Source organism: Ruegeria sp. N10 (assembly GCF_056531545.1).
In genome coordinates, this window is the sequence record NZ_JBQFLY010000017.1 from 1 (window position 1) to 26744 (window position 26744).

At 55.0% G+C, this 26744-nt stretch carries 23 protein-coding genes; 5 read left to right on the forward strand and 18 right to left on the reverse strand.

Annotated elements, in window-relative coordinates:
• Window position 1: 1 nt before the first annotated feature.
• On the reverse strand, window positions 2-892 hold the full coding sequence (locus tag ACR0JI_RS18070; protein ID WP_480477701.1) for a LysR substrate-binding domain-containing protein: 891 nt from the start codon (window positions 890-892) through the stop codon (window positions 2-4).
• 120 nt (window positions 893-1012) lie between these two features.
• Between ACR0JI_RS18070 and ACR0JI_RS18075 the strand changes: the two genes are divergently transcribed.
• The 4 genes from ACR0JI_RS18075 (at window position 1013) to pbfA (ending at window position 6388) form a co-directional block, all read left to right on the forward strand.
• A complete protein-coding gene (locus tag ACR0JI_RS18075) occupies window positions 1013-2200 on the forward strand; it encodes a 2-aminoethylphosphonate--pyruvate transaminase (RefSeq protein WP_480477699.1) in 1188 nt (395 codons plus the stop codon).
• A 17-nt stretch (window positions 2201-2217) separates the two neighbouring features.
• A complete protein-coding gene (gene phnA, locus ACR0JI_RS18080; RefSeq protein WP_480477697.1) occupies window positions 2218-3462 on the forward strand; it encodes a phosphonoacetate hydrolase in 1245 nt (414 codons plus the stop codon).
• Window positions 3463-3480: 18 nt separating this feature from the next.
• Window positions 3481-4929: a phosphonoacetaldehyde dehydrogenase gene (gene phnY, locus ACR0JI_RS18085; protein WP_480495829.1), complete on the forward strand. Its 1449-nt coding sequence runs from the start codon at window positions 3481-3483 to the stop codon at window positions 4927-4929.
• Window positions 4930-5035: 106 nt separating this feature from the next.
• Window positions 5036-6388 carry a (R)-1-hydroxy-2-aminoethylphosphonate ammonia-lyase gene (pbfA, locus tag ACR0JI_RS18090; RefSeq protein WP_480495831.1) on the forward strand — a complete coding sequence of 451 codons (1353 nt, stop codon included), beginning with the start codon at window positions 5036-5038 and terminating at the stop codon, window positions 6386-6388.
• An 858-nt stretch (window positions 6389-7246) separates the two neighbouring features.
• Here pbfA and ACR0JI_RS18095 read toward each other — a convergent pair.
• From ACR0JI_RS18095 to ACR0JI_RS18145, 11 genes are all read right to left on the reverse strand, one after another.
• Window positions 7247-9226 carry a bifunctional 2',3'-cyclic-nucleotide 2'-phosphodiesterase/3'-nucleotidase gene (locus ACR0JI_RS18095; RefSeq protein ID WP_480495832.1) on the reverse strand — a complete coding sequence of 660 codons (1980 nt, stop codon included), beginning with the start codon at window positions 9224-9226 and terminating at the stop codon, window positions 7247-7249.
• A gap of 280 nt (window positions 9227-9506) precedes the next feature.
• Complete coding sequence (locus ACR0JI_RS18100; protein WP_480495834.1) at window positions 9507-10304, reverse strand: M24 family metallopeptidase; 798 nt, start codon at window positions 10302-10304, stop codon at window positions 9507-9509.
• A gap of 200 nt (window positions 10305-10504) precedes the next feature.
• The gene (locus tag ACR0JI_RS18105) at window positions 10505-12304 is read right to left on the reverse strand and encodes an aminopeptidase P family protein (RefSeq protein WP_480495836.1); all 1800 of its coding nucleotides are present in this window, start codon (window positions 12302-12304) and stop codon (window positions 10505-10507) included.
• Window positions 12294-13295 (reverse strand): ABC transporter ATP-binding protein, encoded by a 1002-nt coding sequence (locus ACR0JI_RS18110; RefSeq protein WP_480477681.1) that lies wholly within the window; start codon window positions 13293-13295, stop codon window positions 12294-12296. Before ACR0JI_RS18110 ends, ACR0JI_RS18105 begins: the two co-directional genes overlap by 11 nt.
• A complete protein-coding gene (locus ACR0JI_RS18115; protein ID WP_480477679.1) occupies window positions 13292-14287 on the reverse strand; it encodes an ABC transporter ATP-binding protein in 996 nt (331 codons plus the stop codon). Before ACR0JI_RS18115 ends, ACR0JI_RS18110 begins: the two co-directional genes overlap by 4 nt.
• Window positions 14288-14297: 10 nt before the next feature.
• Entirely contained in the window at window positions 14298-15164 is an 867-nt protein-coding gene (locus ACR0JI_RS18120; RefSeq protein ID WP_480495838.1) for an ABC transporter permease, read from the reverse strand.
• The gene (locus tag ACR0JI_RS18125; protein WP_480477675.1) at window positions 15161-16102 is read right to left on the reverse strand and encodes an ABC transporter permease; all 942 of its coding nucleotides are present in this window, start codon (window positions 16100-16102) and stop codon (window positions 15161-15163) included. The genes ACR0JI_RS18120 and ACR0JI_RS18125 overlap by 4 nt, the downstream gene beginning before the upstream one ends.
• A 54-nt stretch (window positions 16103-16156) precedes the next feature.
• Window positions 16157-17743, reverse strand: coding sequence for an ABC transporter substrate-binding protein (locus ACR0JI_RS18130; protein WP_480495840.1), 1587 nt, complete (start codon window positions 17741-17743; stop codon window positions 16157-16159).
• Between the two features lie 220 nt (window positions 17744-17963).
• The gene (locus tag ACR0JI_RS18135) at window positions 17964-18533 is read right to left on the reverse strand and encodes a helix-turn-helix domain-containing protein (protein WP_480880178.1); all 570 of its coding nucleotides are present in this window, start codon (window positions 18531-18533) and stop codon (window positions 17964-17966) included.
• A 725-nt stretch (window positions 18534-19258) separates the two neighbouring features.
• Complete coding sequence (locus ACR0JI_RS18140; RefSeq protein WP_480495844.1) at window positions 19259-20191, reverse strand: phosphotransferase; 933 nt, start codon at window positions 20189-20191, stop codon at window positions 19259-19261.
• Between the two features lie 15 nt (window positions 20192-20206).
• On the reverse strand, window positions 20207-22630 hold the full coding sequence (locus ACR0JI_RS18145) for a GcvT family protein (protein WP_480495846.1): 2424 nt from the start codon (window positions 22628-22630) through the stop codon (window positions 20207-20209).
• A gap of 146 nt (window positions 22631-22776) precedes the next feature.
• Between ACR0JI_RS18145 and ACR0JI_RS18150 the strand changes: the two genes are divergently transcribed.
• The gene (locus ACR0JI_RS18150) at window positions 22777-23538 is read left to right on the forward strand and encodes a DeoR/GlpR family DNA-binding transcription regulator (RefSeq protein WP_480495848.1); all 762 of its coding nucleotides are present in this window, start codon (window positions 22777-22779) and stop codon (window positions 23536-23538) included.
• A gap of 346 nt (window positions 23539-23884) precedes the next feature.
• Here ACR0JI_RS18150 and ACR0JI_RS18155 read toward each other — a convergent pair whose 3' ends face one another.
• The 6 genes from ACR0JI_RS18155 to ACR0JI_RS18180 are packed head-to-tail and all read right to left on the reverse strand — an operon-like array spanning window position 23885 to window position 26672.
• Window positions 23885-24616, reverse strand: a complete 732-nt coding sequence (locus ACR0JI_RS18155) for an amino acid ABC transporter ATP-binding protein (protein WP_480495850.1) — start codon at window positions 24614-24616, stop codon at window positions 23885-23887.
• Window positions 24613-25266: an amino acid ABC transporter permease gene (locus ACR0JI_RS18160; protein WP_480495852.1), complete on the reverse strand. Its 654-nt coding sequence runs from the start codon at window positions 25264-25266 to the stop codon at window positions 24613-24615. Before ACR0JI_RS18160 ends, ACR0JI_RS18155 begins: the two co-directional genes overlap by 4 nt.
• A complete protein-coding gene (locus ACR0JI_RS18165; protein WP_480495898.1) occupies window positions 25263-25538 on the reverse strand; it encodes an ABC transporter permease subunit in 276 nt (91 codons plus the stop codon). Before ACR0JI_RS18165 ends, ACR0JI_RS18160 begins: the two co-directional genes overlap by 4 nt.
• Window positions 25539-25697 (reverse strand): hypothetical protein, encoded by a 159-nt coding sequence (locus ACR0JI_RS18170; protein ID WP_480495854.1) that lies wholly within the window; start codon window positions 25695-25697, stop codon window positions 25539-25541.
• A gap of 12 nt (window positions 25698-25709) precedes the next feature.
• Window positions 25710-25985, reverse strand: coding sequence for an ABC transporter permease subunit (locus ACR0JI_RS18175; protein WP_480495900.1), 276 nt, complete (start codon window positions 25983-25985; stop codon window positions 25710-25712).
• A gap of 39 nt (window positions 25986-26024) precedes the next feature.
• Entirely contained in the window at window positions 26025-26672 is a 648-nt protein-coding gene (locus ACR0JI_RS18180; protein ID WP_480495855.1) for a type 2 periplasmic-binding domain-containing protein, read from the reverse strand.
• Window positions 26673-26744: the final 72 nt, after the last annotated feature.

Genomic DNA, 26744 nt, shown 5'->3' on the forward strand with positions numbered 1-26744 from the left:
GTCACATGTCTCCGGCGGTTTCCTTCTCCCCAAGAACCCGCTCCGCAAAGTCCATAAACGCCCGTATGATCTTGACATCGCGACGCTGGGAAAGTGAGATCATGCTTTCACCCATTTGCAAATTCACACCCTTCAATTTGATTTGCCGCAGTCGATCATCGTGCCCATATTCCGCCTGAGAAACAAAACCGATACCTGCACCCGAGGCAACAAGTTCGCGAACGGCTTCTCGGCCTTCAGCTACAATCGCCGGGTTTAACCTGATACCTTGTTTCTCGGCTGCTTCTTCCAGTTTCTCGCGTGTTTTTGACCCGTGCTCTCTGAAAATCAGGGGCAACTCGGCCAGCTCCTTCAGGGTCAGGGTGGGTTTTGATGCCAAAAGCACGCCCTGGCCAGCAAAGGCCACGATTTCAGTGGACCCCAAATTCAATACGTCCATGTCCTTGCCAGGAGACAGGCTGCCAACAACACCGATCTCTGCATTGTAAGACCGAAGCTCTTCCAGGATTTCTTCGGTGTTGCCGGATCGCACAGTGATCGTGATTTTAGGGTATTTCTTTTGGAACGGCGCCAGAAAAGATGTCATGTGATGCGCTGAATCGGCAATGATCCTTAATTCTCCATCGATCGCGGCTTTGGTTTCAGAGAGGTAATCCTCAATCTGATCTTCGATCTCGAAATACTGTTTGGTGAATCGGTAAAGCTGTTCGCCTTCGGGCGTTAGGTTCACGCGTTTTCGTTCACGCTGGAACAACAACAGGTCGTGATCCTGTTCCAGTTTTCGGACCTGCTCTGAAATCGCTGGCTGGGTCAGATACAAAGCCTCTGCCGCACGGGAAAATCCCCCATGTTTGGCCACGTAATGAAAGGCTTTCAACTGGCTGTGTCGCATTACAGTTCCCTGAAGATGAATGCATAGGCTGCGCCTATGATTAGATTGATAATTGCAATTTCACATATAGCAAGCGTTGCTGCAATTGTGTTCCTGAAAACGCTGTTCTGGAGCCTGGTAATGACGCCATCCAAACCAAAATTAGAGCAACCGCGCCTCGGCGAACCCTACCTTTTGACCCCCGGTCCTTTGACAACCTCCTATGCGGTCAAAGAGGCCATGCTGCGCGATTGGGGAAGCTGGGACGATGATTTCCGCGCCATGACGCGAGAGGTGCGGTCAAGCCTGCTGAACCTGCTTGGCGAGGGTGCCGACGAGTTTGATTGCGTGCCGATGCAAGGCAGCGGATCGTTTTCTGTCGAAGCGATGCTGGCATCCTTTATTCCGCGGGACGGAAAAGCGCTGGTATTGGCAAATGGTGCCTACGGGCAGCGTTCGGCACAGACGTTGCAGTACCTGGGTCGTGATCATGTCGTGTTGGACAAGGGCGATTACCTGCCGCCGAGGGGTGACGAAGTGGCGCGCATTCTTGCGGATGACCCGGACATCACGCACGTCGTCGCCATTCACTGCGAAACCAGCTCGGGTATCCTGAACCCGGTCGAAGAGATATCGGAAGTCACATATGCCGCCGGGCGCAAGCTTTTGATCGACTCGATGTCCGCATTTGGAGCGATTGAGCTCAAACCCACTGAAATCCGTTACGAGGCCATGGTGTCTTCGGCGAACAAATGCATCGAGGGCGTTCCGGGTTTTGGGTTCATTGTGGCCCGCAAGACCGAGCTTGAAGCCGCAAAAGGCAACAGTCATTCGCTGTCTCTGGATGTGTATGCGCAGTGGTCGCATATGAATAAAACGGGCCAGTGGCGGTTTACCCCACCGACGCATGTGGTCGCTGCCTTCATCGAGGCGCTTCGGGCGCACACTGCCGAAGGAGGTGTTGCAGGTCGCGGTGCCCGCTATACCCGCAACCGGGACGTCATGGTCGCGGGCATGCGTGAACTGGGTTTCGAAACACTGCTGGATAATCGTTGGCTGAGCCCCATCATCGTTACCTTCTTCTGCCCGGCTGATGAGAAATTCGTCTTCGATCAGTTCTATAACCGGATGAAGGAAAAAGGGTTCATTATCTATCCGGGCAAACTTACTGTCGTCGACAGTTTCCGCGTTGGTTGCATCGGTCAGATGGACGAAGATGTCATGCGTAAAGTTGTGATCGCCGCAAAAGAATCTCTGGAAGAAATGGGCGTGACAAGCGCTGCGCCTCCTCTCCGGGCACTGGAAGAACGCGCCAAGTTGGCCGCATAAAAATCAAGGAAAAACAGATGACCATTCAAACCCCTGTCGAAGCAAATGAGCGCGTCTACCCGACGCCCAAAGTGCCCGCAATTGCCATCTGCCTTGATGGATGTGAACCAGAATACCTCGACGTGGCGATTGCCAAAGGGCTGATGCCCAACCTCAAACGGATGCGGGAGGAAGGTACGGACCGTCTGGCGCATTCTGTTATCCCGTCGTTCACCAACCCCAACAATCTTTCGATTGCCACCGGGCGCCCGCCGATCGTGCATGGAATCTGCGGCAACTACCTTATCGATCCCGATACTGGTGAAGAGGTGATGATGAACGACGTCCGCTTCCTGCGTGCGCCGACCATCTTCTCGCAGTTCTATGATGCAGGTTTCCGCGTGGCGATGGTAACCGCCAAGGACAAGCTTCGCGCGCTGCTTGGTGCCGGGCTGAAGTTTGACGAGGGCAGGGCGGTTGCATTCTCTTCTGAGCGTTCGGGCGAAACGACGCTTGAGGAACACGGCATCGACAATGCCAGCAAGTGGTTGGGCATGGACGTGCCCGAGGTTTACTCGGCCGAACTGTCCGAGTTCGTTTTTGCTGCTGGCGTCAAGCTGCTGAAAGAGTTCAAGCCCGACGTCATGTATTTGTCGACCACCGACTATATCCAGCACAAGTTTGCACCCGATCAAAAGGGCGCACTGGATTTCTACGCCATGTTCGACCGCTATCTGGGCGAATTGGATGCATTGGGGGCCGCCATCGTGGTGACGGCTGATCACGGCATGAAGCCAAAGCACTTGGCAGATGGATCCCCTTCGGTCGTCTATGTGCAGGACCTGATGGACGAATGGCTGGGCAAGGATGCGGCGCGGGTCATCCTTCCGATCACTGACCCGTATGTCGTGCATCATGGTGCACTGGGCTCGTTCGCGACCGCATATCTGCCGGATGGCGCGGATCAGGGCGACATCATTGCCAAACTCAAGGCGACCGATGGGATCACCCATGTGCTGACCAAGGCTCAGGCCATTGAACGGTTCGAATTGCCCGGTGACCGGATTGGCGACATTGTAATGGTTTCTGGCGAAAACATTTGCATCGGAACGTCCGAGCATCGCCATGATCTGGCAGCGCTCAAAGAGCCCCTGCGCAGCCATGGTGGTTTGACGGAACAAGAAGTTCCCTTCATCGTGAATCGTGTCATCGACCTGCCAAACCAACCCGTGCTGCGCAACTTTGATGCCTTCTTCTACGCAACTACAGCGGCGGCACAGTAAGCCATGAAAGACCAGACCATGTCGAAAATCGAAGTACGTAACGAAGGAATGCGGATCGGTGGCGAAATCGTTTTTACCGATGAAACCATTCCGGTTCTCTACCCGTACACAAACGAAGTTGTGGGTCATGTTCCCGCTGGCACCGCAGAACACGCACGCAGGGCTTTCGAAATTGCGGCGAATTACAAACCAAAACTGACCCGGTACGAGCGCAGCCAGATTTTGCAGCGCGCAGGCGAGCTGATCGGTGAAAAACGTGATTATCTTGCGAAATGGCTGACGTTAGAGCTGGGCATCTGCCACCAGCATGCGATCTACGAAACCAAACGTGCACAGGATGTTTATCAGTTTGCGGCGGCTGAGGCGCTAAAGGACGATGGCGAGATATTTTCCTGCGATCTGACCCACAATGGCAAAGCCCGCAAGATTTTCACCACCCGAGAGCCGGTGAAAGCAATCAGTGCGATTACCCCGTTCAATCACCCTTTGAATATGGTAAGCCACAAAATCGCGCCATCTATTGCAACCAACAATTGTATGGTTTGTAAACCCACGGAACTGACTCCCCTGACCGCGCTGACATTGGCCGACATACTTTACGAGGCAGGCCTGCCGCACGAGATGTTCCAGGTGGTGACCGGTTGGCCTGCTGACATTGGCGATGAGATGATCACCAATGAACATATCGATATTATCACCTTCACCGGGGGTGTGCCGGTGGGCAAGTTGATCGCTGAAAAAGGCGTCTACAAGCGTCAGGCGCTGGAACTTGGGGGCAATGATCCTCTGATCGTTCTGAATGACCTCAGCGATGCGGATTTGGACAAAGCCGCAACAATCGCAGTGGCGGGTGCGACCGGAAACTCCGGTCAGCGGTGCACGGCGGTCAAGCGCATCCTCGTGCAGGAAAGTGTGGCCGACAAGTTTGTACCCCTGGTTCTGGAGAAGGCCAAGAAGATCAAATTTGGCGATCCGCAAGACCCTGAAACCGAGCTGGGGTGCGTGATCCACGACAAAGCCGCGGAGATATTCGAAAACCGCGTTCTTCAGGCTGAAAAAGAGGGTGCAGAAATCCTGTATCACCCGGGCCGTCAGGGCGCATTGCTGCCGCCTATCGTCGTCGACAAGGTTCCCCATGACAGCGAGCTGGTGATGGAAGAAACTTTCGGTCCTATCGTGCCGATCGTGCGCGTGCCGGACAACGACGAAGAGGTGATGGCGATCTCAAATTCGACCGAGTTCGGCCTGTCTTCTGGGGTCTGCACTAATGACCTGAACAGGGCCATCGCCTTTATCAACGGATTGAATGTCGGCACATGCAACATCTGGGAACAACCGGGTTACCGCATTGAAATGTCACCCTTTGGCGGCATCAAGGACAGCGGAAACGGCGTGAAGGAGGGTGTTATCGAGGCGATGAAGTTTTTCACCAACGTCAAAACCTATTCGCTGCCTTGGCCCAACTAAACCTTGCGTCCTTTCCCCACAGGCGGGAAGGGCGCCTCATATCCTCCCTGATACTGGCGGGCCTTTAGGGGCCCGCATCTTTTGATGACAGAAACGAGGAGCGGACATGCCACAGATTGTCCACACGGAAGGGGAATCAAACACATCCGAGGCGCGCAAGGCGTGGTTGAGAAAGTCCATGGGACCAAAGTCGACACCTCTGCTCAAACGCGATGCGGATGTATTCCTGCATCAATCTCTGTCATCACCCTGCGTCAGCACCATTGCAAAGGCCAAGGGGATCTGGATCGAGGATATGGAGGGTCGCCGGTACATGGATTTCCATGGCAACTCGGTGCACCACATAGGCTACGGGCACCCGCGTCTGGTTGCCGCAATCAAGGCGCAGCTTGACGATCTTCCTTTCGCGCCCCGCCGCTTTACCAATGATCCGGCAGTGGACTTGGCGGAAAAACTGGCAGATATCGTATCTGGCGATCTGGGGAAAATGCTCTTTACCACAGGCGGCTCTGACGCCAACGAGGTTGCCCTCAAGATCGCGCGCGCCGCGACCGGTCGGTTCAAAACGATCAGCTTCTGGGATGCCTTCCATGGCGCGGGCTTTGGCGCCGCAAGCGTCGGTGGCGAGGCGACGTTCCGCAGTCATATCGCGGGCCCCCTCTTGTCGGGCACTGAACACGTCGCGCCTTTCGCCTGCTACCGTTGCCCATACAATCACACGGGGCCGGAAACCTGCGGGTTGGCCTGCGCGAAAATGGTCGAATATGTTCTGGAGCGTGAAGGAGATGTGGCGGCGGTCATAGCCGAACCGATGCGTGCGGTGCCCTATGTACCACCGCCGGGGTTTTGGAAATCCGTGCGCGAGGCGTGCAATCGTCACGGCGCGCTTTTGATCATGGATGAAATCCCGACAGGCCTTGGCAAAACCGGCAGGATGTTTGCCTTTGAACATGACGAGATCGTCCCCGACATTGTGACGCTCGGAAAAGCGCTTGGCGGGGGCATCCTGCCCATTGCCGCTTGTGTTGCCCGCAAACAATTGGATGTCTGCGGAGATTTTGCCATTGGTCATTACACACACGAAAAGAACCCGGTTACCGCGCGGGCCGCTTTGACAACGCTTCAAATCATCGAAGATGAGGGGTTGGTTCATCGATCGGCCACGTTGGGTGAGCACGCAATTGGCCGTCTTATGGACGAACTTCAGAACGTACCTACCGTCGGAGACATTCGGGGACGGGGTTTGATGTTCGGGGTCGAAATCGTCGATGATCGCGCCGACAAAACGCCGGGTAATGCGCGTGCCGAACGGATTTACTATGCCTGTCTGGAGGCCGGTTTGAGCTATAAGATCAGTCAGGGATGCGTTCTGACATTGTCGCCGCCGCTGACCATCTCGCAATCGGATCTGGACCACGCAATCGACATTGTGGTTGCTGCGATCAAGGCCGAGAGTTGACACGTCGGATCAGTCAAAATTCGGCAGTTGGGAAAAAGAGGCTAGCCGGGACAGCGACGAAGACCCCAAAATGCGACGTAAGACAACGAGTTCGATGGCGCACGGCGTACAAAAAAATTTGGATCTAGCCGAAGGCGTTGTAGTATCCAACTGCACTCAGGCTTCAAGCGCTGACGAAAGTGACGGGAAAGGCAAAATCTTCAATTCGGCCTCTAGTACAAATGAGACTGAATAAACTGACGGGATTACAGGAACTCAATATCAACAGAGCGGGGTCTTTCATGGTATCGAATGTAATTCAGAAGCTGAAAGACCTGTTGTCGCTGTGCTCCACAGATCGCAGCCCGTCGTCTTTGCCAAATGGTGGAAAAAAAGATTCAGTTCAGCAGGCGACTACTTTTTACCTGCCATAGGGTATTCAAACTCCCTTTGCCGCGAGATCCTTGAATACAGATTTCACCAACTTGCCCATGCCTTCATCCGTTTCAGGCGGTTATTCTCTTTTTCCATCCTCGCAAATACTGATCAGATCTAAGGTCTAATCGGCATTACTTCTGTGTGTCATGAATCATCCTTGCAAGGGTGGATGATCAACACCGAGATAGTCTGATTTCAGGGGACTGGGTCACCCGTTCAGCTTCTTTGACAGGGCTGGGAGCGCAGAAGCTCAACTGGCTTCCAACGGTTCGCTGAGTTCTATGGCCCACCCTCTCGACGCATGTCAGGAACGCCGATTGAAAATGTAGCATCTTCCGCCGCCGGGACAGATGGCTTTGAATTGTACGGGTGTTCAGCGCAAACCCGCCACCGAGATAGCAAGGTGGCGGGTCAGGTTATCGTTGTGACAAATTGGTCGGATCAGAGCTTGATGCGGAAGGCTGCGAAACCGTCTGCACCTTCCCCGGCGTCCTCGATTGCCACTCCTTTGACATCGCCCATATAGTCACGGGCTTTTGGACCGGTCTCGAACAACACCGTGGTGTCCGCCAGCGGCGAAAACGACCAGTTGGCATCCGCTTTGGGATCGATTGTGCCCTGTTCGACAATGTAGCGCACAATGACGTCGCGGTTGGTGTCCGGTGCTTCGAACACGATTGTGTCGCCCATTGCGCCCGGGAACGCGCCACCACCGGATGCGCGGTAATTGTTGGTGGCAATGATGAACTCCATATCATCCGTAACAGGCGAGCCATTGAAGGCAAGGTTCACGATCCGTGCTGCGTCGGGGTTTACCTCTTCGCCCTTTGGCCCAAAGCGCGACGGTTGCGACAGGTCGATCTGATAGGTCACGCCGTCCATCACGTCGAAATTGTACGACGGGAATTCAGGGTTCAGAAGGATCGCATCCTTGGATCCAGCTTCGACCTGATTGAACATACCGGCCGAGCGTTCCAACCAGCCACGCACCTGCGCTCCGTTCACTCGAACAGCGCGGACCGTGTTTGGATAGAGGTACAGATCGGCCACGTTCTTGATGGCAACGTCCCCGACCGGGACATCGGTGTAATACTCCGGACCGCCTCGGCCGCCAGCCTTGAACGGTGCTGCCGCAGACAGGATCGGCAGCCCTTCATGCTCGGTGCCTTTCAGCATGTCTTCGACATACCATTTCTGCGCGATCGAGACGATCTGCACAGACGGATCATCCGCGACCAATGCGAAATAGCTGTGCAGCGGAGCCGAGGTCTTGCCGACCGCGCGCCGAACATAGGCGAGCGTTTCGTCATGAGCTTTCGCAACCGAATCCAGAACCTTCTGATCATCTTCGACCAGAGCGGTGATCGAGCGGTCTTCGTTGCGTTTGGAAATCGGTCGCGCCTCGGAGGTTGTGGTAACGACGCGCCATTCATTGCCGTCCCGTTCCAAAAGCAGGTCCAGCAGGCCAAGATGCGACCCCCAGAAACCGCCCATGACGGCAGGTTTGCCCATCAGCGTGCCTTTTTCCACATCGATCCCTGGGCGGTCAGCAAATGTCGGTGACGGGAAAACCAGGTGATTGTGGCCGGTGACCAGCGCGTCGATCCCGTCGACACCTGCCAGAACCACCGATGCGTTTTCCATGCCGTCTTCATGATCGGCACCCCCGATCCCCGAATGCGACAGGGCGATGATCAGGTCACATCCCTGTTCCTTCATCTCGGGCACATAGGCCTGAGCCGTCTCGACGATATCGCGGGCTTGAACATTACCCTCCAGGTGCCTGCGGTCCCAATTCACGATTTGTGGCGGTGTAAAGCCGATGACACCGATCCTGATTAGATGTTTGGTGCCGTCGCCCATCTCGATGTCTCGGTCGAGAATGGCATAGGCCTGAACAAGGGTCTTGTCGTCACGCGGGTTTGCACCTTTTTCCTTGGCGACGTTGGCCAGAACAACAGGGAACTCGGCACCGGCCAAAGCCTTGTTCAGGAATTCCAGACCGTAGTTGAACTCGTGATTGCCCAGCGTCGCGGCATCATACCCGACCGTATTGAAGGCCGTGATGATGGGATGACTGTCGCCGTCCTTCATGCCGCGCTCGTAAGCGATGTAGTCACCCATCGGGTTGCCTTGCAGGAAATCGCCGTTATCCACCAAAAGCGAGTTTTTCGCCTCGGACCGGATTTCGTTGATGATCGACGCTGTGCGGGACAGGCCTACTGTATCGCGGGGTTTGTCCGAATAATAATCATAAGGGAACACATGAACATGGATGTCGGTGGTTTCCATGATGCGCAGATGCGCCTGATTACTGGCCGCTGCCACCGAAAATGGGTGCAGGGTAATTGCCGCTGCACCAGCGGTTGTCGTGGCAAGGAAACGGCGTCGCGAAATTGTAGAACGGCTGGAGAAAGACATAGGTCACCTTTCAGGTTTGTGGTCAACGCGTCTTTTTGCCTGTAATTCACAACAACCATATGAAACGGGGTGCCAGCGCTTTAGACGCGTCATGTGTAGGCGCAATGCTAGGTACAATAGCCCAACTTCCTGTACTTGATAAGACATGGCAGAAGGGGAACCCTTGCCCTGCGATTGCCAAGACAATGCCTCTCAATCAGTGCTTTGCGACATATCCAGCTCGCATCATGTTGGCATCCGTCCACTGACCGCCAACCGTGTGGCTGGGACGGCCCGGTTATCAACGTACTGCCCCCAGGACAACACGCTCTTTCGGGAAGCTGGTCAGTGATTGGCACCCGTCTTCTGTGACCAGGACGTCATCTTCATTACGGACACCAAAACTGCCCAGGTCATACAGACCCGGTTCGTTGGTCCAGACCATGCCTGCGCGCATTACCTGGTTGTTTCCGCGCATGATATAAGGAGCCTCGTGCAAATCCCGACCCAAACCATGGCCTGTCTTGGTGCGTATGCGATTGGCGAATGGGGATGCTTCAAGAACGCCGATGACCGCATCATCGATATCATGGACAGTCACACCGGGGCGACACACGTTCAGACCCATCTGGCCTGCACGTACAGTCCCGATAACCTGCTCAAGCGCACGTTCCGAGATGGTGATCGCAGCTTGCAGGGAGGCCACATCCTTGCTGGACTTGATCAGGCGCAGTTTCGAGACTTGGTGCTCTGCATCAATTATCTTTAACCCAGGCATAGCTTCGGTCAGTGCATCAGAGACAAAAACACGCATGACCTGTCCTTCACCTGTAAGGGACGTGATGCTCAGGTGGTCCGCCAAAGCGGCGAAAGCCCCTTTGTAACCGGCCTCATCCCGCCAATCGAATACCGCTCCTTCGAACCTTAATTGATCCCACGAGCCAAGTTCCAGATTTGGAACAATGGCGGCGGATTCTCCTGAAGCGGGTATCACAACCACGATGAGGCGTTCGTTGGTCATGAAAGACTTGCCCATGGCACGGTCGAAATTTGGACCCGGCACTAATGCCACGGCATCGACAGAGATTTCACGGGCCAATTGGCGATATTCTGATAAATCTGGTAATCTTACCAACCCTTAATGTGACCAAAACCACCCGCTTCGGCGATCCCGGCACATCTTATTGTTCTTACTCCACGCGCGAGCCGTTATCGGCTTGGTATTCTGACGGTTGGAAACGTCGCCACTCGTTTCGCCGCACAGCAGCATACAGCCCGGCCAAAAGTTCGCTTCGTGTTTCAGATTGCAGTCGTCACTTTTGTCAGCCACTCTTTTGCGGGATCGCTCAATCGCGGTGAAAGCATCTGTCTGATTTGACGATGATATTGATTTAACCAGTGCCGCTCGGGCATAGTCAGGTTTTGAACAATCAACATGTCAGTCTGAATTGGCACAAACGTCATATTGCGGAAGGCAAGGAAACCGTTGTCTTCTGTGACGACCTCAAAGACGTTTTCTATGCGGATGCCGAAGCTGGCGGCCTTGTAAAACCCCGGTTCAATCGACATGACCATGCCCGGTTCCAGATCAATCGGGTTATAGGGTTTTCCTATTCTCTGCGGGTGTTCGTGCACTGACAGTCGATGGCCGATGCCGTGACCGGTCCCATGGTCATAGTCCAGCCCGAGATCCCACAAAGGGCGGCGGCAGATCCCGTCGATATGGTGCCCTTGGGTACCAGGCGGGAATCGCAAGGTGGCCAAGGCACAGAAGGCCTTGAAGACTGCCGTGTATGCCTCATCATACCCGTCAGGCCGTGCTCCAAAAGCATAGCACCGGGTGGTATCGGTCGTTCCCGTCTCGTATTGTCCGCCGCTGTCCATCAGATAGGTTTGATCCGGTTGGATAGGATCATTCCGATCCGCGGTCGCGCTATAGTGGCACATCGCCGCGTTCCCGCCTGCCGCTGAGATCGCGTGAAAACTGTCACCTAGGAAACCTTGCTGTGCGCAGCGCAGCGCCTTCAATTTTTGCTCTGCTTCACGCTCGGTCAGGGGGTCACCACTTTCGGCGCGAACGGGAACCGTGTCTGCAAGCCAGGCACCAAATTCTGCCCACGCGATTCCGTCGGTGAAATGGCAGGTTCGAAGACCCTCCAGTTCGATCGTGTTTTTCAATGCCTTAGTCCGGGTAATCACACTGCGTTCAGAACCAAGTTTCGCACCGGCTTCTTCGATGGTTTGTCTTACGGCGACAGGTGAGAAATCCGGATCAGCCAATACCAGCTGATTTGGCCGAAATCTGGCCTTGAGCGTGGGCAAAAACTCTACCTGTGGAACTATCTGAAGATTTGAGGGCAATGCACTCTCTACGAAATCATCCAGCTTTTGCGGATCGACAAACCAAATCAGCGTCCCGTCCCGATGTGCCAGAAGAAAGGAGTTAACTACCGGATTATAGCCAACATCCGCGCCGCGGATGTTCAGTAACCAGGCGATATTGTCAGGTTGTGTTTCGACAACAAAGTCGGCCTGTCGCTGAACCAGATAGTTCGCCAGATCAGAGCATTTTTCTGCACAGTTTTTCCCGGCAATCTGCGACGGTAAAACTGTCACACGACCACAGGGTGGCGCTGGTTGATCTGTCCAAACCGCGTCGACCGGATTGACTTGTTGCGGCACCATCATTGCGCCCACATCCTTGCAAGCTGCGTCAAACCGGTCAAACCACGACGGGGGTATGTGCATCGGGTCATATCCGAGGCGCCAACCTGTACGCATCTCTTTTCTCAGCCACTCTTCGGGCGTCTCGCCATGAAGATGATGATGAGAGAACAACGCGCCTTTGCACTCTTGCGTAGCCTGCAAGCTGTATCGACCATCGACAAAAAGGGCGACGGTCTCAGGTGTTACAAAGGCAAGTCCGGCAGATCCGGTGAACCCGGTCAGATACGCCAGACGTTCGTCATGCGGTGCGACGTATTCGCCTTGATGGGCATCAAATCGTGGTAGTACAAAGGCATCCAGGTCCTGCACGCTCATTTGGTCGCGGAACAGCGAAATTCTTTCGCTCGGACATAAATGAAACCTATCCAGCATGTGCTTTGATCTCTTCCGCGTGGTGGCAGGCGACCTCTCCAAACTCCCTAAATTGTCTGAGTGCGGGAACGTCGCGTTGACAAAGACTTGTGGCAAAACGACAGCGCACGTGGAACGGGCATCCGGGCGGTACGTTCATTGGTGACGGCAACTCACCCTCCAGTCGGATGACGTTGCCCTTGTCATCCGGATCAAGCGAAGGCGCAGCGCTGAGCAGAGCTTGGGAGTAGGGATGTGAGGGATCGGAGAACAAGGTTTCGCTATCGCCGATCTCCACAATCCGGCCCAGATAAATTACGGCCACCCGGTTCGAGACGTGACGTACAAGTCGCAAGTCATGTGCGACGAAAAGAATTGTAAGGTTCAGTTTGTCCTGCAATTCAAGCAGAAGATTGACGACTTGTGCCTGTACTGAAACGTCCAGCGCTGAAACCAGTTCGTCGGCAATCAAAACTTCCGGCTCGACTGCCAGCGCACGTGCGATAGCAATTCGCTGCCTCTGCCCCCCTGAAAACTCGTGTGGAAATTTGTGTGCGGTGTCCTGTGGCAGGCGGACCAGATCCAACAGTTCCATAACGCGCGAAGGAATTTCACTCTCGGGACGCATCTTGTGAACACTAAGAGCCTCGGACAGAATCTGACCAGTCGTCATCCGGGGGTTCAGGGACGAATAAGGATCCTGAAACATCATTTGAACGCGACGGTTGTAGTCGCGCTCATTACGAAATTTCGGGTCAAAGATATCTTTTCCTGCGAAACGGATACTGCCGGCCTGAGGCTGGTGAAGCCGAACGATGCAACGCGCGAGCGTGGACTTGCCACACCCAGACTCGCCGACAACGCCCAGTGTTTCTCCTCGCTTGAGCTCGAGGCTGACACCGTTCAGCGCGTTGACAACCCGCCCGGGTCGCTGGCGGATCAGATCAAGAACCGATCGTGACAAATGAAATTGAAGACCCACATCGTTTATCTCCATGACCGTATCTGTCATGCGACGTCTCCCTGAGCTGCAGGCACATGATTGAAGCACGCCACATGACGGCCCTCGGATATTGCCGACAAGGGTGGGCGCGCGTTCAGGCACGCGTCGACTGTGCTGTGGCACCGTGGGGCAAAGGCGCATCCGACAGGCAATCTCTCGAGGCTCGGAGGCGTGCCCGGCACCGAATAGAGCGGTGTGCGCGGCGGCACATTCTGAGGAACAGACCGCATCAGTCCAACAGTATAAGGGTGACGTGGTGCATTCAAAACCTGACGCACTGCCCCCTGTTCAACCACCCGTCCGGCATACATGACAGCCAAGGATTCACAGGTTTGAGCGACCACACCTAGATCATGCGTGACAAGAACCACGCCCATCTGAAGCTCATCGGCCAAGGACAGGATCAAATCAAGAATCTGCGCCTGAATCGTAACGTCCAATGCGGTGGTTGGTTCATCCGCGAGCAACAGTTTCGGGTTAGCTGCCAGAGCAATCGCGATCATAACGCGCTGCCGCATACCACCTGAAAACTGATGTGGGTATTCGTTCAAACGTGACGCGGCAGATGGAATCCCTACATGATCCAGCATCTCAACCGCCCGGTCACGGCGCGCCGCGCGATTGAGGTCGGTATGCGCCTTCAACGTCTCGGTCAGTTGCATGCCAACCGTCAACAATGGGTTAAGCGATGTCATCGGCTCCTGAAAGATCATCGCAATTTCGCCACCGCGAATGCGCCTCAGTTTTCGTTCGGAAAGCGGAACAAGGTTTTGCCCCTGCCAATTCACAACTCCTGTGACTTCGCCATAGCGCCGCGATAGCCCCAGAACCGAGCGCAAAGTGACGCTCTTGCCAGAACCGCTTTCACCGACCAGTCCCAGGACTTCGCCACGTCGAACGGAAAAACTCACGTCTCGCACGGCTGGCAAAGGGGTCCCTTCTTTCCAGAAGGTTGTACTAAGGTTTTTCACTTCGAGGATAGGTTGCTGATTGCCTGTCATTGCCAACTCCTTACCCGCGTGGCCTGAGCAGGTCTGCCAACCCATCGCCAATAAGGGAAAATCCAAGACCTGTGATAACGATCGCGATCCCGGGCATCAGGCTCAACCACCAGGCCGTTGTGATAAAATTGCGTCCTTCCGCGATCAGGACGCCCCATTCCGCCTGCGGTGGCTGTGCGCCAAGACCCAGATACCCAAGTGACGAACCCAGCAGAATTGCCAGCGCCATATCCGTCATCCAGTAGACGATAACCGGCGTAATCGCATTCGGCAGAAGGTGGCGAAAGATAATGCGCCTGTCGGAGTATCCCATGACGATGCCAGCAGCGGCATAGTCGTTTCCCATCTGCGCAATGATCTCGGCTCGCATTAACCGGGCATAGTAGACCCAACCAACAACCGTTATCGCAATGTACATATTGACCAAGCCCGGCCCAAGTACGGCGACGACTGCAATGACCAGAACCAGAAATGGGAACGTGATGATCGCGTCCACGACACGCCCGAAGATCATATCAGCGATCCCGCGGTAGTAGCCGACAAGCGCGCCAACCACGACGCCAATGATCAGGGCAAAGACTGTGGCAAGGACTGCCATCTGCATGTTTACCGAATAGGCTGAAATAACGCGGCTCAGACTGTCGCGCCCCAGCAGGTCGGTGCCGAAGGGATGGGCCCAGCTTGGTGGCTGTCGGACCGCGGTGTAATCGATGAAGTTTGGATCATACGGGGCAAACGCATTTGGCATGATCGCAAGCAAAGTCGACATTCCAATGATGCAGAGGCCTATTATGAAACCCGGTTTTCGTAGCGCCGCTGGTATGCGCGTCTTTGGCGGTACGCCCGCCCCACCAGGAGAAGTGGCAGTGTCGGTCATGTCAAACGCATCCTCGGGTCCAACGAGCTTTGAAACAGGTCCGTAAGCAGGAATACGACCGAGACCAGAACCGCAAATGTCAGCGTCAATCCCTGGATGAGCGGGTAGTCGCGCGCGAAAATCGCCTCAAGCATCAAGCGTCCGACACCGGGTACGGCGAAAACTGTTTCGGTAACCAGCGTTCCACTCATGAGGTTGCCGATAGACAGACCCAAAAGTGTAACGGTCGAAATCAGTGCGTTACGTAACACGTGGCGCCCCAAGATCAGCCTATCGGGCAAACCCTTGGCTCGGGCAAACTGAACGTATTCGGCATCAAGGACCTCGATGATGGCGGCGCGCAGGTTTCGCATGATGATCGCCGACGTGTACAACGCCACCGCTACGGCAGGCAGGAACAGATGATACAGCCTGTCCATAAAGGTGTCGCCATAGCCGCCAACCGGAAACCACCGCAGTTGGGCGGCAAGAAAAGTCAGCAAGATCAGACCGATGTAAAACACAGGCATCGATAACCCTATCTGGAACACTGTACGGATCACTGCGTCGGGCCACCGTCCGCGGTTCAGAGCTGCAACAAACGCCAGTGGTCCTGCAATCAACAAAGACATGAGAACTGCATAGATCGTCAGAAAAGCCGTGGTCGGCAGGCGGTTGATGATGACTTCAGTAACCGGTGCGCGCATCAGGATAGACCGGCCCAAATCGCCTTGCATCGTATTTGTCAGAAACAGCCAAAACTGCACCAACAGCGGCTCGTTCAGTCCCAACCTCTCGCGGATAGCAGCAAGATCGGCATCCGAAGCCCGGTCTCCTGCGATGGCGATGGCCGGATCCCCCGGTAGAAGACGAACCAGAACAAAGATGATGATCATCACGAGGATGAATGTGGGGATCATCAACAACAAGCGTTTGAATGTGTATTGAAGGGTTGCCATCAAGGCCTCCGTCAAATGTACCGCCGGCAGGTACTGCCGGCGGCATTTAAGCGATCAGCGGCTGACGGTCGCCTGATCGAAGACGTTATTTCCCAGTGGTGTCTGAATGTATCCGTCCACGCTGGTCGATACTGCCACCGCAAAGGGCGTCTCATACATGAAAAGCAAAGGGGCTGCATCTGCATATATTTCCTGCATTTCAGCATACTGGGCCGCTCTTTTTTCAGCGTCTATTTCTGTTGCCGAAGCCTCAAACAGAGCATTGAATTTCGCGTTTTCCCAACCAGTGCCGACCGCATTGGCTGTAGGTGTATAACCTAACCAGCCGACGACCTGGCTGGGGTCGTTTACGTCATTCACCCAGCCATAGGTGTGGATGTCAAATTCGCCCGAGCGGTTCTTGGCGCCACGTGTCGGCCCATCCACCTGTTCGACTGACAGATTGATCCCCAACGGAGCCCACATCTGCTGAAGGGCCGCAAATATGGTGCTGTCATCCGCAGAGCCGGCCAAAGTCGTAAAGGTGATTTGGGTTCCCGGCGCTACGCCTGCCTCGGCGATCAGAGCTTTGGCCTTGTCAAGGTCGTAGGCATATAACGGGCCAAGATCTGCGGAAAGCTGGGTCGCCGCTGCCATCAGTGGTGACGTCATTGGCTTGCCAGCGCCTTGCAGCACAAGCCCGATCAGTGCCTCTTTGTTGGTGGCATAGTTGAGTGCCTGCCGAACCCGAGCGTCTGACAACGGGTTAGGCGATCCGTCAGCACGGGTTTCACGCGTGTTGATCGGCGAATATATGATCCGTGTTGACGGATAGAGGTTCATGTTGATCGCTTGGTCTGCTTCAAGCTCCGGCACACGTGAAAACGGAATGAATTCAGCAGCATCCACTTCACCAGCCTGAAGCTTCAGAATCCGGGTTGCGTCATCAGGTATGACCTCGAAATGCACGCCGTCCAGGTAAGGCAGCGCTTTGCCGTCGGACCCTTTGCGCCAATAATTCTTGTTGGCACAGAACTCCATGGAGGTTCCCTGCTCAAATCCACACAGATAGAAGGGGCCGGACCCGACACCGGGGCCTTTGGCTGCAAAGACTGCGGCGGACTTTTCCTGGTCAGTGGAACCTTCGGCCGCCTCAAAGACGGCTTTGGAGACAATACCGGTTGTGAAAGTGGCAAGCATTGAGAGGATTGTCGGGTCAGCCGCTTTCAGACTGATCGAGACGACATTTCCTTCCGCGCTTACATTGTCGATGGATCCCAGAAGTCCGGCCCAGGGGCTTAGATCGGGATTGCGGGCGCGATCCAGCGAAAAGACAACGTCTTCTCCGGTCAAAGGCGTTCCATCCGAAAAGGAGACGCCGCTGCGCAAGGTAAGCGATACAGACTGTCCATCATCGGAGATACTGTATTCTTCGGCCAGTCCTGGGATGACAGAGTTTCCATCTTCACTGGGGCGCAATAGCGTGTCGAAAAGGCTGCCAACCATCCAGATGTCAGGGTTTCGATCGGCATAAATCGGGTCAATCAGGTTTGATCCGTCATATCTGGCGAAATTCAGAATGCCACCACGCTCTTGTGCGAACAAAGGTAGGGCCATTGCGGTAGCCACGACGGCAGTCGCTGCCATCAAATTACGTTTCATTGATGAGTTCCTCCCAAAGCGATTCTCGATCGCATGAAGGCGGTATACATTAATTTCAATACTGCTAAAACAACTTTTAGTTTGACGTAAACTGCATATTGCGATCACAGGAGCATTGATTGGAAACCCAGGATGCGCCACGACATTCTGGGCAGCACTTTCAAGTGCGACCCCGCGATAGAATTCGGAGAACTTTCGGTGAGCTGTTCAGCCGGTGCTGTTACTTGGGCGTATTTTTGATCGGCGTCGTATCCACCCACAATTCAACCGCTTCGGTATCTCCTAGAACGATCGAATAATGCGGCTTGGACGCGTCGTGATGTATCGTGTCACCGCTCGACATGATGTGGACTTCATCACCCAGATGATATTCCAACTGACCCGAAATCAGATAACAAAAGGTCTCGCCTTCGTGACACATCTTCTCGGACATGTGACCCGCAGGGCGATGAACAATACACGGATACAAAAGCGCCCCCGAAAACCCCGGACCCAACTTTTCATAGAACCGCCCGTTGACTCCCAAAGCATAGGTTTGACGTCGATCTTTGCGAACGTATTCGGTGTACTCCTCGGGAACGCTGACTAGCTGTTCAATGCTGGTCTTCAAAGATGCAGCAATTGCCATAAGCGAAGACAGGGACGGGGCACTGATGCCGCGTTCAACCTGCGATATGAACCCTGTTGTCAAATCAGCTTCATCCGCAACTTCGACAAGTGTTTTGCCAAGCGCTTTCCGGCGGCGTCGAATTGCTTTCCCCAGTTGAGACGGGTGATTTTTCTGATCCATCATTTCTTCTCTAGTGGTCGAGCTCGACGGCTCTCAGGGGCCTTGTTTCAGCAAATCCTGTACCTGTGACCGACGGGAACAGCGATTCGCTTACCTAGGCGAACTTCATAACCGGTACGGTTATCATTGGCTAAGTTTCTACTAAAAGCGTTTTTAACCCGGAAAGGCAAATTAGGTTCCTTCCTTCGTGTCGCTGCAAACTTCTGAATGAGAGGCTTAGTCTCGGCGATCACGTGGGAGGAAGGTAGCCAAAATCAGCTCTCCGCTATGACTGGCTCAGATCTGACGAAGGACCTTGTTGCTGCCGACTTACTTCACCGCGCGCACAGAAGAAAATTAGTGAATTTGACGCCTTCATCCCAGAATGGAAGAAGAAGCAGCCGCGTGCCCGTTGCGTTGAAGAATCTTAGGGCCAAGTGCCAGGAATTCTGCACTGAGCGTACCTTCGAATGCGCCCGTGCAAAGACCAACGGTGAAAAAAACTCGATTGTTGAGGGTCGCCTGATTAACTCTCGGACTGCGTTCGGCCATGATCTCTGTTCGACTGCGACAAGAAACTGTGTGCCTCAAGTAGAATTGCGCAATATATTGAGGCGTCGTTATTGGGATGTTGCGGCCCCTCAAAGAGCTCATTGTGAAACCTGTTCGAAACCCATTTGTCCGAACCAATCTTTCATTTCCACATGCCAGTCATTCACCAAAAGATTGCAACTTATCCATCTGCTTTATTCGGTCGCAACTGCCTGAACATGCGCTGCGAAAGTAGGATCAAACATCAGTGCCTTGCACCTGTCGAACCGACCCGTGGCATAGGCCCAGAAATCATCGGCCGGGTTATCATCGGCATGTTGGATCAAGCCCCAAAGTGTCCACAGAAGATCGCACATCGCCTTGTAGATCACCATTCGCCCGAATTGAGCCGCTGTTGGTGCCGCGCCGAAATAGGACGTCAGCATCTCGATTTCTTGCGCCTCGGTCAGCCCGGCTTCGACCGACAAATCGCCGAGGTCCCAAAGGGCATCATTCATGCCGGAATATTCGAAATCCACGATCCACATACGGTCACCGTTGTCGAGAAAGTTCTCGCAAAGCGGATCGCAATGGCTGGGAACCAGCATGCCCGGCCTGTCTTGCAGCAGCTGTTTGATCGGCGCAGCTTCCGCGACAATTTCTGTATAGCCTTCGGGCAGGGAAATATCCTTTGTTGACAGGACTTTCAGGTATTCATCGATCATCGAAAAAAGTTCGAACCGAAACTCGAAAGGGCGGGGTGACTCGTGTAGTTGCCGCAGGGCATGCCCGGCACGTGCGGCCGCTCCGGTGCGCGTTGCGAAAAGCTCGGGTGTCATGGTGACGATACCGTCAATGCAATCACTGATCATCACACCGGTATCTGCATCCGCCCAAAGCACAGCAGGACCGATGCCAGCTTCGGCTGCGACCTTGGCATTGTGAATCTCAACGCCGCGATCAATGTAATCCGCAGTGCCATCTCCGGGGATACGAACGATCATGGTGTGCCCGCCGGTTTCCACTCTGTAGACCAGATTGGTCAACCCACCCAGCCGTTTGATTTTGCTGTCTTGTGCTGAGGTTTCCTCAAAACCTTTCAGGTTGCGAAGTTCACTCAGGACACGATCAGTGTTTCCGTCAGTCATTATCTGCCCTCCCTTTCAGGCTTTTAGCCGCTCATTGGTCGGGTCGTACAGAGGCCCATCCACCCGGTGGATCTGTTTGCGGTCTCCGAACAATTCGAGTTCGAATTCCGTCTGGTCCATCAGCGCCACCGGAAGATAGCCGTAGATGATCGTTTTCCCGACATGGTGCCCATAGCCACCGCTGCTGGCGCGCGAAACGGTTACGCCATTGTGCAGGATGGTTTCCCCCCCGGTCATCGGCAGTTTTTCCTCGGTCACGAAGGTACAGAGTTTCTGTGCTGCGCCATTGGATTTCTGGCCCTCCAGAACATCGCGCCCGAAGAAACTTCCCTTGGATTTCAGGTGGACGCGAGAGCTCAGGCCCGCTTCTACAGGTGTATAGTCCGGGGTGATATCGGTGCTCCAGTAAAGATACCCCTTTTCCAGGCGCAGCGAGTCTATGGTCCGGTAGCCAATGTCGCGGATGCCATAGGCCTGTCCGGCCTTCCAAAGCTGATCATAGACATGAAGTGCAAATTCGGTTGGGATGTGCAGTTCCCAGCCCAATTCGCCGGTATAGCCGATGCGCACCGCACGCACTTTTGCTGCTCCGACCGTAATGTCGCGCGCTGTTGCAAAGGGAAACGCAGCGTTTGAGATATCCTCTTCGGTTACCGCCTGCAGGACGTCGCGCGCTTTTGGTCCGCAGATATTGATCACCGCCCGGGATGAGGTAACCTCGATCAGATGTGCCGATCCGTCTTGCGGCAGATGGCGTCGGATCCAGTCAGAATCGTGCGCCCCGAATCCGGCGCCGGTCACGATATAGAAATGGTCGCGCCTCAGGCGGGTGATGGTGACATCCGCCTCGACTCCTCCTTTGTCGTTACAAAGCTGGGTATAGATTACGCTGCCATCCGGCTTGTCCATGTTTGAGACCGCTAGGTGTTGCAACACACCCAACGCGCCAGAGCCGATCAGTTCGAACTTGGAAAAGCTCGACTGGTCGATCAGAACGACACCTTCGCGCGCAGCGCGGTGTTCTTCGGCCGCGAAGACATGCCAACCGGGATTGAGAAAATCGAGTTGATCCACTGGGGTAACCCCAGCTGGGGCGAACCACAAGGGCCGCTCCCACCCGTTCTTTGACCCATAGACCGCCCCGTGTTCTTTCAATCGGTTGTATAGCGGAGACAGTCGCAAATTGCGTGCGGTCTCGGCCTCCTGGCCCGGATAGCGCATCTTGTAGTGATGCGCATAATGCTCGACAGCTCGGGGATACATAAAGGCCTTGGTCGCATGATGTGGGCTGAACCGCCGCACGTCCAATGGCCAAAGATCCAGGCTTGGACGCCCGTTCAGAATCCATTCCGCGATCATTTCCCCCGCGCCCCCGCCAGCCGCAATACCATAGAGGAACCCGGTCGAGAGCATCAGGTTTTTAACCTCAGGGGCCCAGCCCATGACAAAATCACCATCGGCGGAGTAGGGGATTGGTCCATTGATGATTTGCCGGATGCCGACCTGGTTCACGACAGGCGTGACGACACCGGCAAGTTCAGCCAGCGGCGCGAAACGGTCAAGATTGTCCGGTAGCAACTGGCGCACGAACTCTCCGGGAATGCCCCGCTCTCCAAATGGCAATGTGTCGTCTTCGTAACCTCCGATGACCAGACGCCCGCCAGCATCGGGCTTGTAATAGACCAGACGCTCAGGGTCGCGCAGCGTGGGCAGGCCCTTGACCAATTCCGGCTCTGGCAACGGTTCTGTTACGACATATTGGTGCTCGACAGCGCAGGCTGGCACCACGACGCCCAGTTTTGCGGCCAGTTCACGGCTCCACATGCCCGAGGCCAGCACAACGGTTTTCGCCTCATAGTCGCCGTTGGTTGTCATCACTTTGGTTATGCGGCCATTGCGGATTTCGAAATCCTTGACCTTCACCCCCTGCCTGATCTGTGCGCCGTGGCTCCGCGCACCGGCTGCAATCGCCAGACACAGGCCAGCGGGGTCAACGTGGCCATCCGATGGAATAAAGGCAGCCCCCTCTAACCCGTCGGCATCAATATAGGGAAACAGGGCTTTCGCTTCGGCTGGTGAGATGATTTCCATCTCCAGGTCAAAACTGCGTGCCATTGTCGCCAGACGTTTTGCCTCCAGCAGCCGTTCCTTGGTTGCCGCCAGCCGCAAGCTGCCGACTTTCTTCCAGTCGAACTCCATACCGGTCTCGTCGGCCAGCCGGTCATAGAGCGCGACCGATCGTTTCAGCATCCGGGTCGTATTGCGGGAAGACCGCAGTTGCCCAACCAGCCCGGCAGCGTGCCATGTTGCCCCCTCTGTCAGAGATGCCTTTTCCAGAAGGACGACATCCGTCTCACCTGCCCGGGCCAGATGATAGGCGATTGAGCATCCGATGATGCCGCCGCCAATAATAAGGTGTTTTGCAGAATGGGTTGTCATGGCCTCGCCCCTGTCGACAAATTTGATGCCAGATCATCGTATCGACCAACAGAAATCAACAAAAATTAAAAAAGATTGTTGAAATATGTTGATTTAAGGAGGTATCAACAATTCATCCTGTTAGAATCCAACATCCGAGTGGCTGAATGTCGAAATACGAAAAGGACATCCTGAGCGCGGTTAACATTCATGGCCGAATCTCGGTCATGGACCTGGCGCAGAGGCTTAACGTTTCCGATCAGACAATCCGTCGAATTGTGAAGCCGTTGGTGGATGCGGGGCACATCGACAAGGTTCACGGCGCGTTGGTCAGCACCCAAAAGGTTCTGGATCCCCCTTTCATCGCGCGTATGACAACCAACCGCGCGGCGAAAGTCGCCATTGCAAAGTCCATTTTGAACCTTGTGCCTGATAACGCGTCCATTGCTATTGATACAGGATCTACGTCGGGTTTTGTGGCTCAGGCTCTCAAGGCGCGCAGAGATCTTACCGTGGTGACGAATTCAGCGTTCATTGCAACAACTCTGGCGATGGGGAACGGCAACCGGGTATTTATGGCGGGCACACAGCTTAGAAATCATGACGGCGCAGCGTTCGACCGCGCGGCCTTTGACGTTATTGCAAATATGTCGGTGGAATACTCGATCCTGTCGGCGTCGCGTGTGCATCCGAAACAGGGTTTTTTGGTGTTCGAACAATGCGAAGTCGATATTGCGGTCGCAATGAAGGCGATCAGCGAACGATGTTTCATGGCAGTGGACTCGACCAAGTTCCAGGCATCCGAACCCAAACCGGCCTTGCATCTTCCAGCTCTTTCGGCAAGTGACTTCCTGATAACCGAGCGGAAGCCTACGTCAAAGTTTGAAGGCGTTATAGGTCGGGCAAAGACAGTAATCGCCGCAGATTAGTTTCAAGCTTTTGACGAATGAGCGGCTAAGAAAGGACGCGGCCCACCTGCACGCCGCGTTCAGTCATGTTCTGGACAGAGTGTACCGGGGTTATAAGTTAAAAGCGTGCAAGACTGTATCCTTGGGGAAGTGACAGGGCTTCAATGTGATCAAGTTGCGAACTGTTAACGAACTGTTTTATGGGAACAAACGTCAGATCACCTATGCTCCCCAACTGTATTTCAAAGTTGGCAACATAGTCTTCGTCCGCAAATGCGCGGCGTACGTCGCTCCGCCGCGCGTGTTTTCGGGCATCTAGGTCCGGCTTAGAAGATAAATTGGCCTGCTGTCGACATCCTGATCTGCTTCAGTGGTTGACAATCTTGAACAGGAAATCCTGAGCACGCGGGCTTCGCGGGGAACCAAAAAACTCGGCCGAAGGCGCGTCTTCGACGATTTCGCCATGGTCCATGAAGACCACGCGGTCGGCCACCTTCTTGGCAAACCCCATCTCATGCGTGACGACCATCATCGTCATGCCTTCCTTGGCCAGTTCCACCATGACGTCCAGAACCTCGTTGATCATCTCTGGGTCGAGCGCCGATGTTGGTTCGTCAAAGAGCATTGCCATCGGCTCCATCGCAAGGCCGCGGGCAATCGCCACCCGCTGTTGCCGGCCGCCGGACAACTGCGAGGGGTATTTCTGCGCATGTTCCGTCAGGCCCACGCGCTCAAGAAGTGCGAGCGCGTTTTCCTCCGCTTCTTTCGGATCGCGCCCCAGCACCTTGATCTGGCCGATCTTGAAGTTCTCGGTCACGTTCATATGAGGAAACAGCTCAAAATTCTGAATGACCATGCCGATCCGGGCGCGTATCTTGTCGAGATTTGTCGATTTCGCGGTGATCGAGGTGCCCGCGACGGTGATCTCGCCATCATTGATCGGCTCAAGCCCGTTCACCGTTTTGATCAGCGTGGACTTGCCCGAACCAGAAGGGCCGCAGACCACGATCACCTCACCTTTGGCGACGCTGAGGGTACAGTTCTTCAGAACCTGAAAGGTCTTGCCGTACCATTTGTTGACATTCTTCATCTCGATCATGTGGCAAGCCTTTTTTGCAGATACCGGACGCCCATGGAGGCGAGGAAACAGAGGGTGAAGTAGACCGCAGCGACGAAGAGGAACATTTCCACCAGCTTCTGGTCACGGTTTGCAACGATCTCGGCACTGACAAGGAAATCGCGCAGGCCAACGACATAGACGAGCGATGTGTCCTGAAAGAGGATGATCGCCTGTGTCAGCAGGATCGGCGTCATCGCCCGGAAGGCCTGAGGCAGCACGATATAGCGCATCGACTGGCCGTAGGTGAGGCCGATGGCGCGCGCGGCGGCCAGTTGTCCGGGACGGACAGAGTTGATGCCGGCCCGGATGATCTCGGAATAATAGGCGGCCTCAAACAGGATAAATGCCACGAGAACTGAGGAGAAGGCGCCGACAGGTCGACCAATGATAAGCGGCACAAGGAAGAAGAGCCAGAAGATCACGAGGATCAGCGGCAGCGAGCGGAAGAAGTTGACATAGGCCGCAGCGAACTGGCCCAGAACCGGTACCTTTGCGATGCGCAGAAGGGCAAGGACCGTGCCAAGGACGATACCCCCTGCCACTGCGAGGCCCGTCAGTAGGAAGGTCATTTTCATGCCGTCCCACAACAGTTCGCCATTGACGGGAATGACGGAGAAATCGAGTGTCATTGCGCAGCCCCTTTTGCGAAGGTGCCGGGCAGGGCGGTCATCCTGTCGACCCACCGCATAACCGCCATCACCGTGAAGGTGACAAGGCTGTAGACCACAGTTGCTGCGGTGAAGGCTTCAAACCCCTGGAACGTATATTCCTCGATCTGTCGTGTCATCGCCGTCAGTTCGACGACACCTATGGTCAGCGCCAGCGAGGAATTCTTGAAGATCGTCAAAAACTCGCTTGTCAGCGGCGAGATGATGATGCGGTAGGCATTGGGCAGAAGAATTTATCGATTGACCTGTACCTCGGTCATGCCGATGGCGCGGCCTGCCTGGCGCTGCCCACGGCCCACGGCCTCGATTCCCGAACGGACCTGTTCGCAGACACGCGAGGCGGTATAAAGGCCGATAGCGACAATGGCGGTGGTCATTGCCGGGAAGGGCATGTCGCGCTTGACCTAACGCGACCAGTCATCCGGCAGGACTTCGGGGAAAGCGAAGTACCACAGGAACAGCTGTACCAGCAGCGGAACATTGCGGAAGATCTCTACATAGGTGGTGCCAACGGCCCTGAGGACCGGGTTGGATGAGGTGCGGAAGATACCGAGCGCTGAGCCCACCGAAAAAGCGATTGTCCAGGCCAGAAGCGAGATAACTATGGTCCAGCCGAAATAGGGCTCGCGGGACAGAACGCCCCAGTCCCAATTATAGTTCTTGTCATCCCCCTGCCGCAGCTGGGGAGGGGCGGATGTACCCGCCCCTTCTTTTGTTGCTTATTCTGGCAGTGCCTGAATTTCGAACGCGGTCGCCAGCGTATCGGAAAGCGGCATGTCGATGTTTGTCGGGCCCGGCTCGAACCAATTGGCGTAAATCTCCTTGATCTCACCAGAGCGCATCAGACCGGCCATGACCGTACGTCCAAGACGTTCGAACGTGGAGTCGTTGCGCTGCACCATCAGGGCATAGGGATCGAAGGACAGGTGCCGCCCGGTGACCTGATAGCCAGTCGGATCGGACGCCTTTGAGATCAGGTCATAGAGCAGAACATCGTCCGAGCCATAAGCGTCGATGCGGTCCGTTTCCAGCGCCAGCCAGTACCGGCTGCGATCTTTGACCGGCACGATTTCGACGTTCAGGCCCTTTTCTTCGATGATGGCCTTGATCGCCTTTTCGTTGGTCGTGCCCGCAGACAGGCCAATGACCTTTCCTTCCTGATCCTCGATCTCGGCTTTTCGATCGCCTTGATCGACCTGACCATGATGCAGCTCAAGACGCGCAGCTTTTCCCAGCACGAAAAAGTGGTTGAGGCGATCTCTGCCGAAATATCGGCAATCTTGTCGCGGCAGGCCTGACGCCTGTTCGTTACCGTCGGCGGTTTCGGCGGCCTTGTCGAAATCCGTCCGTTTCAGCAGTTCGCCCAACTGTCAGTGTAGTCAAGACGCCAGCTCCACTGATGCTAACATATATAAGTTACTGCGGCAAAACCGGTGACG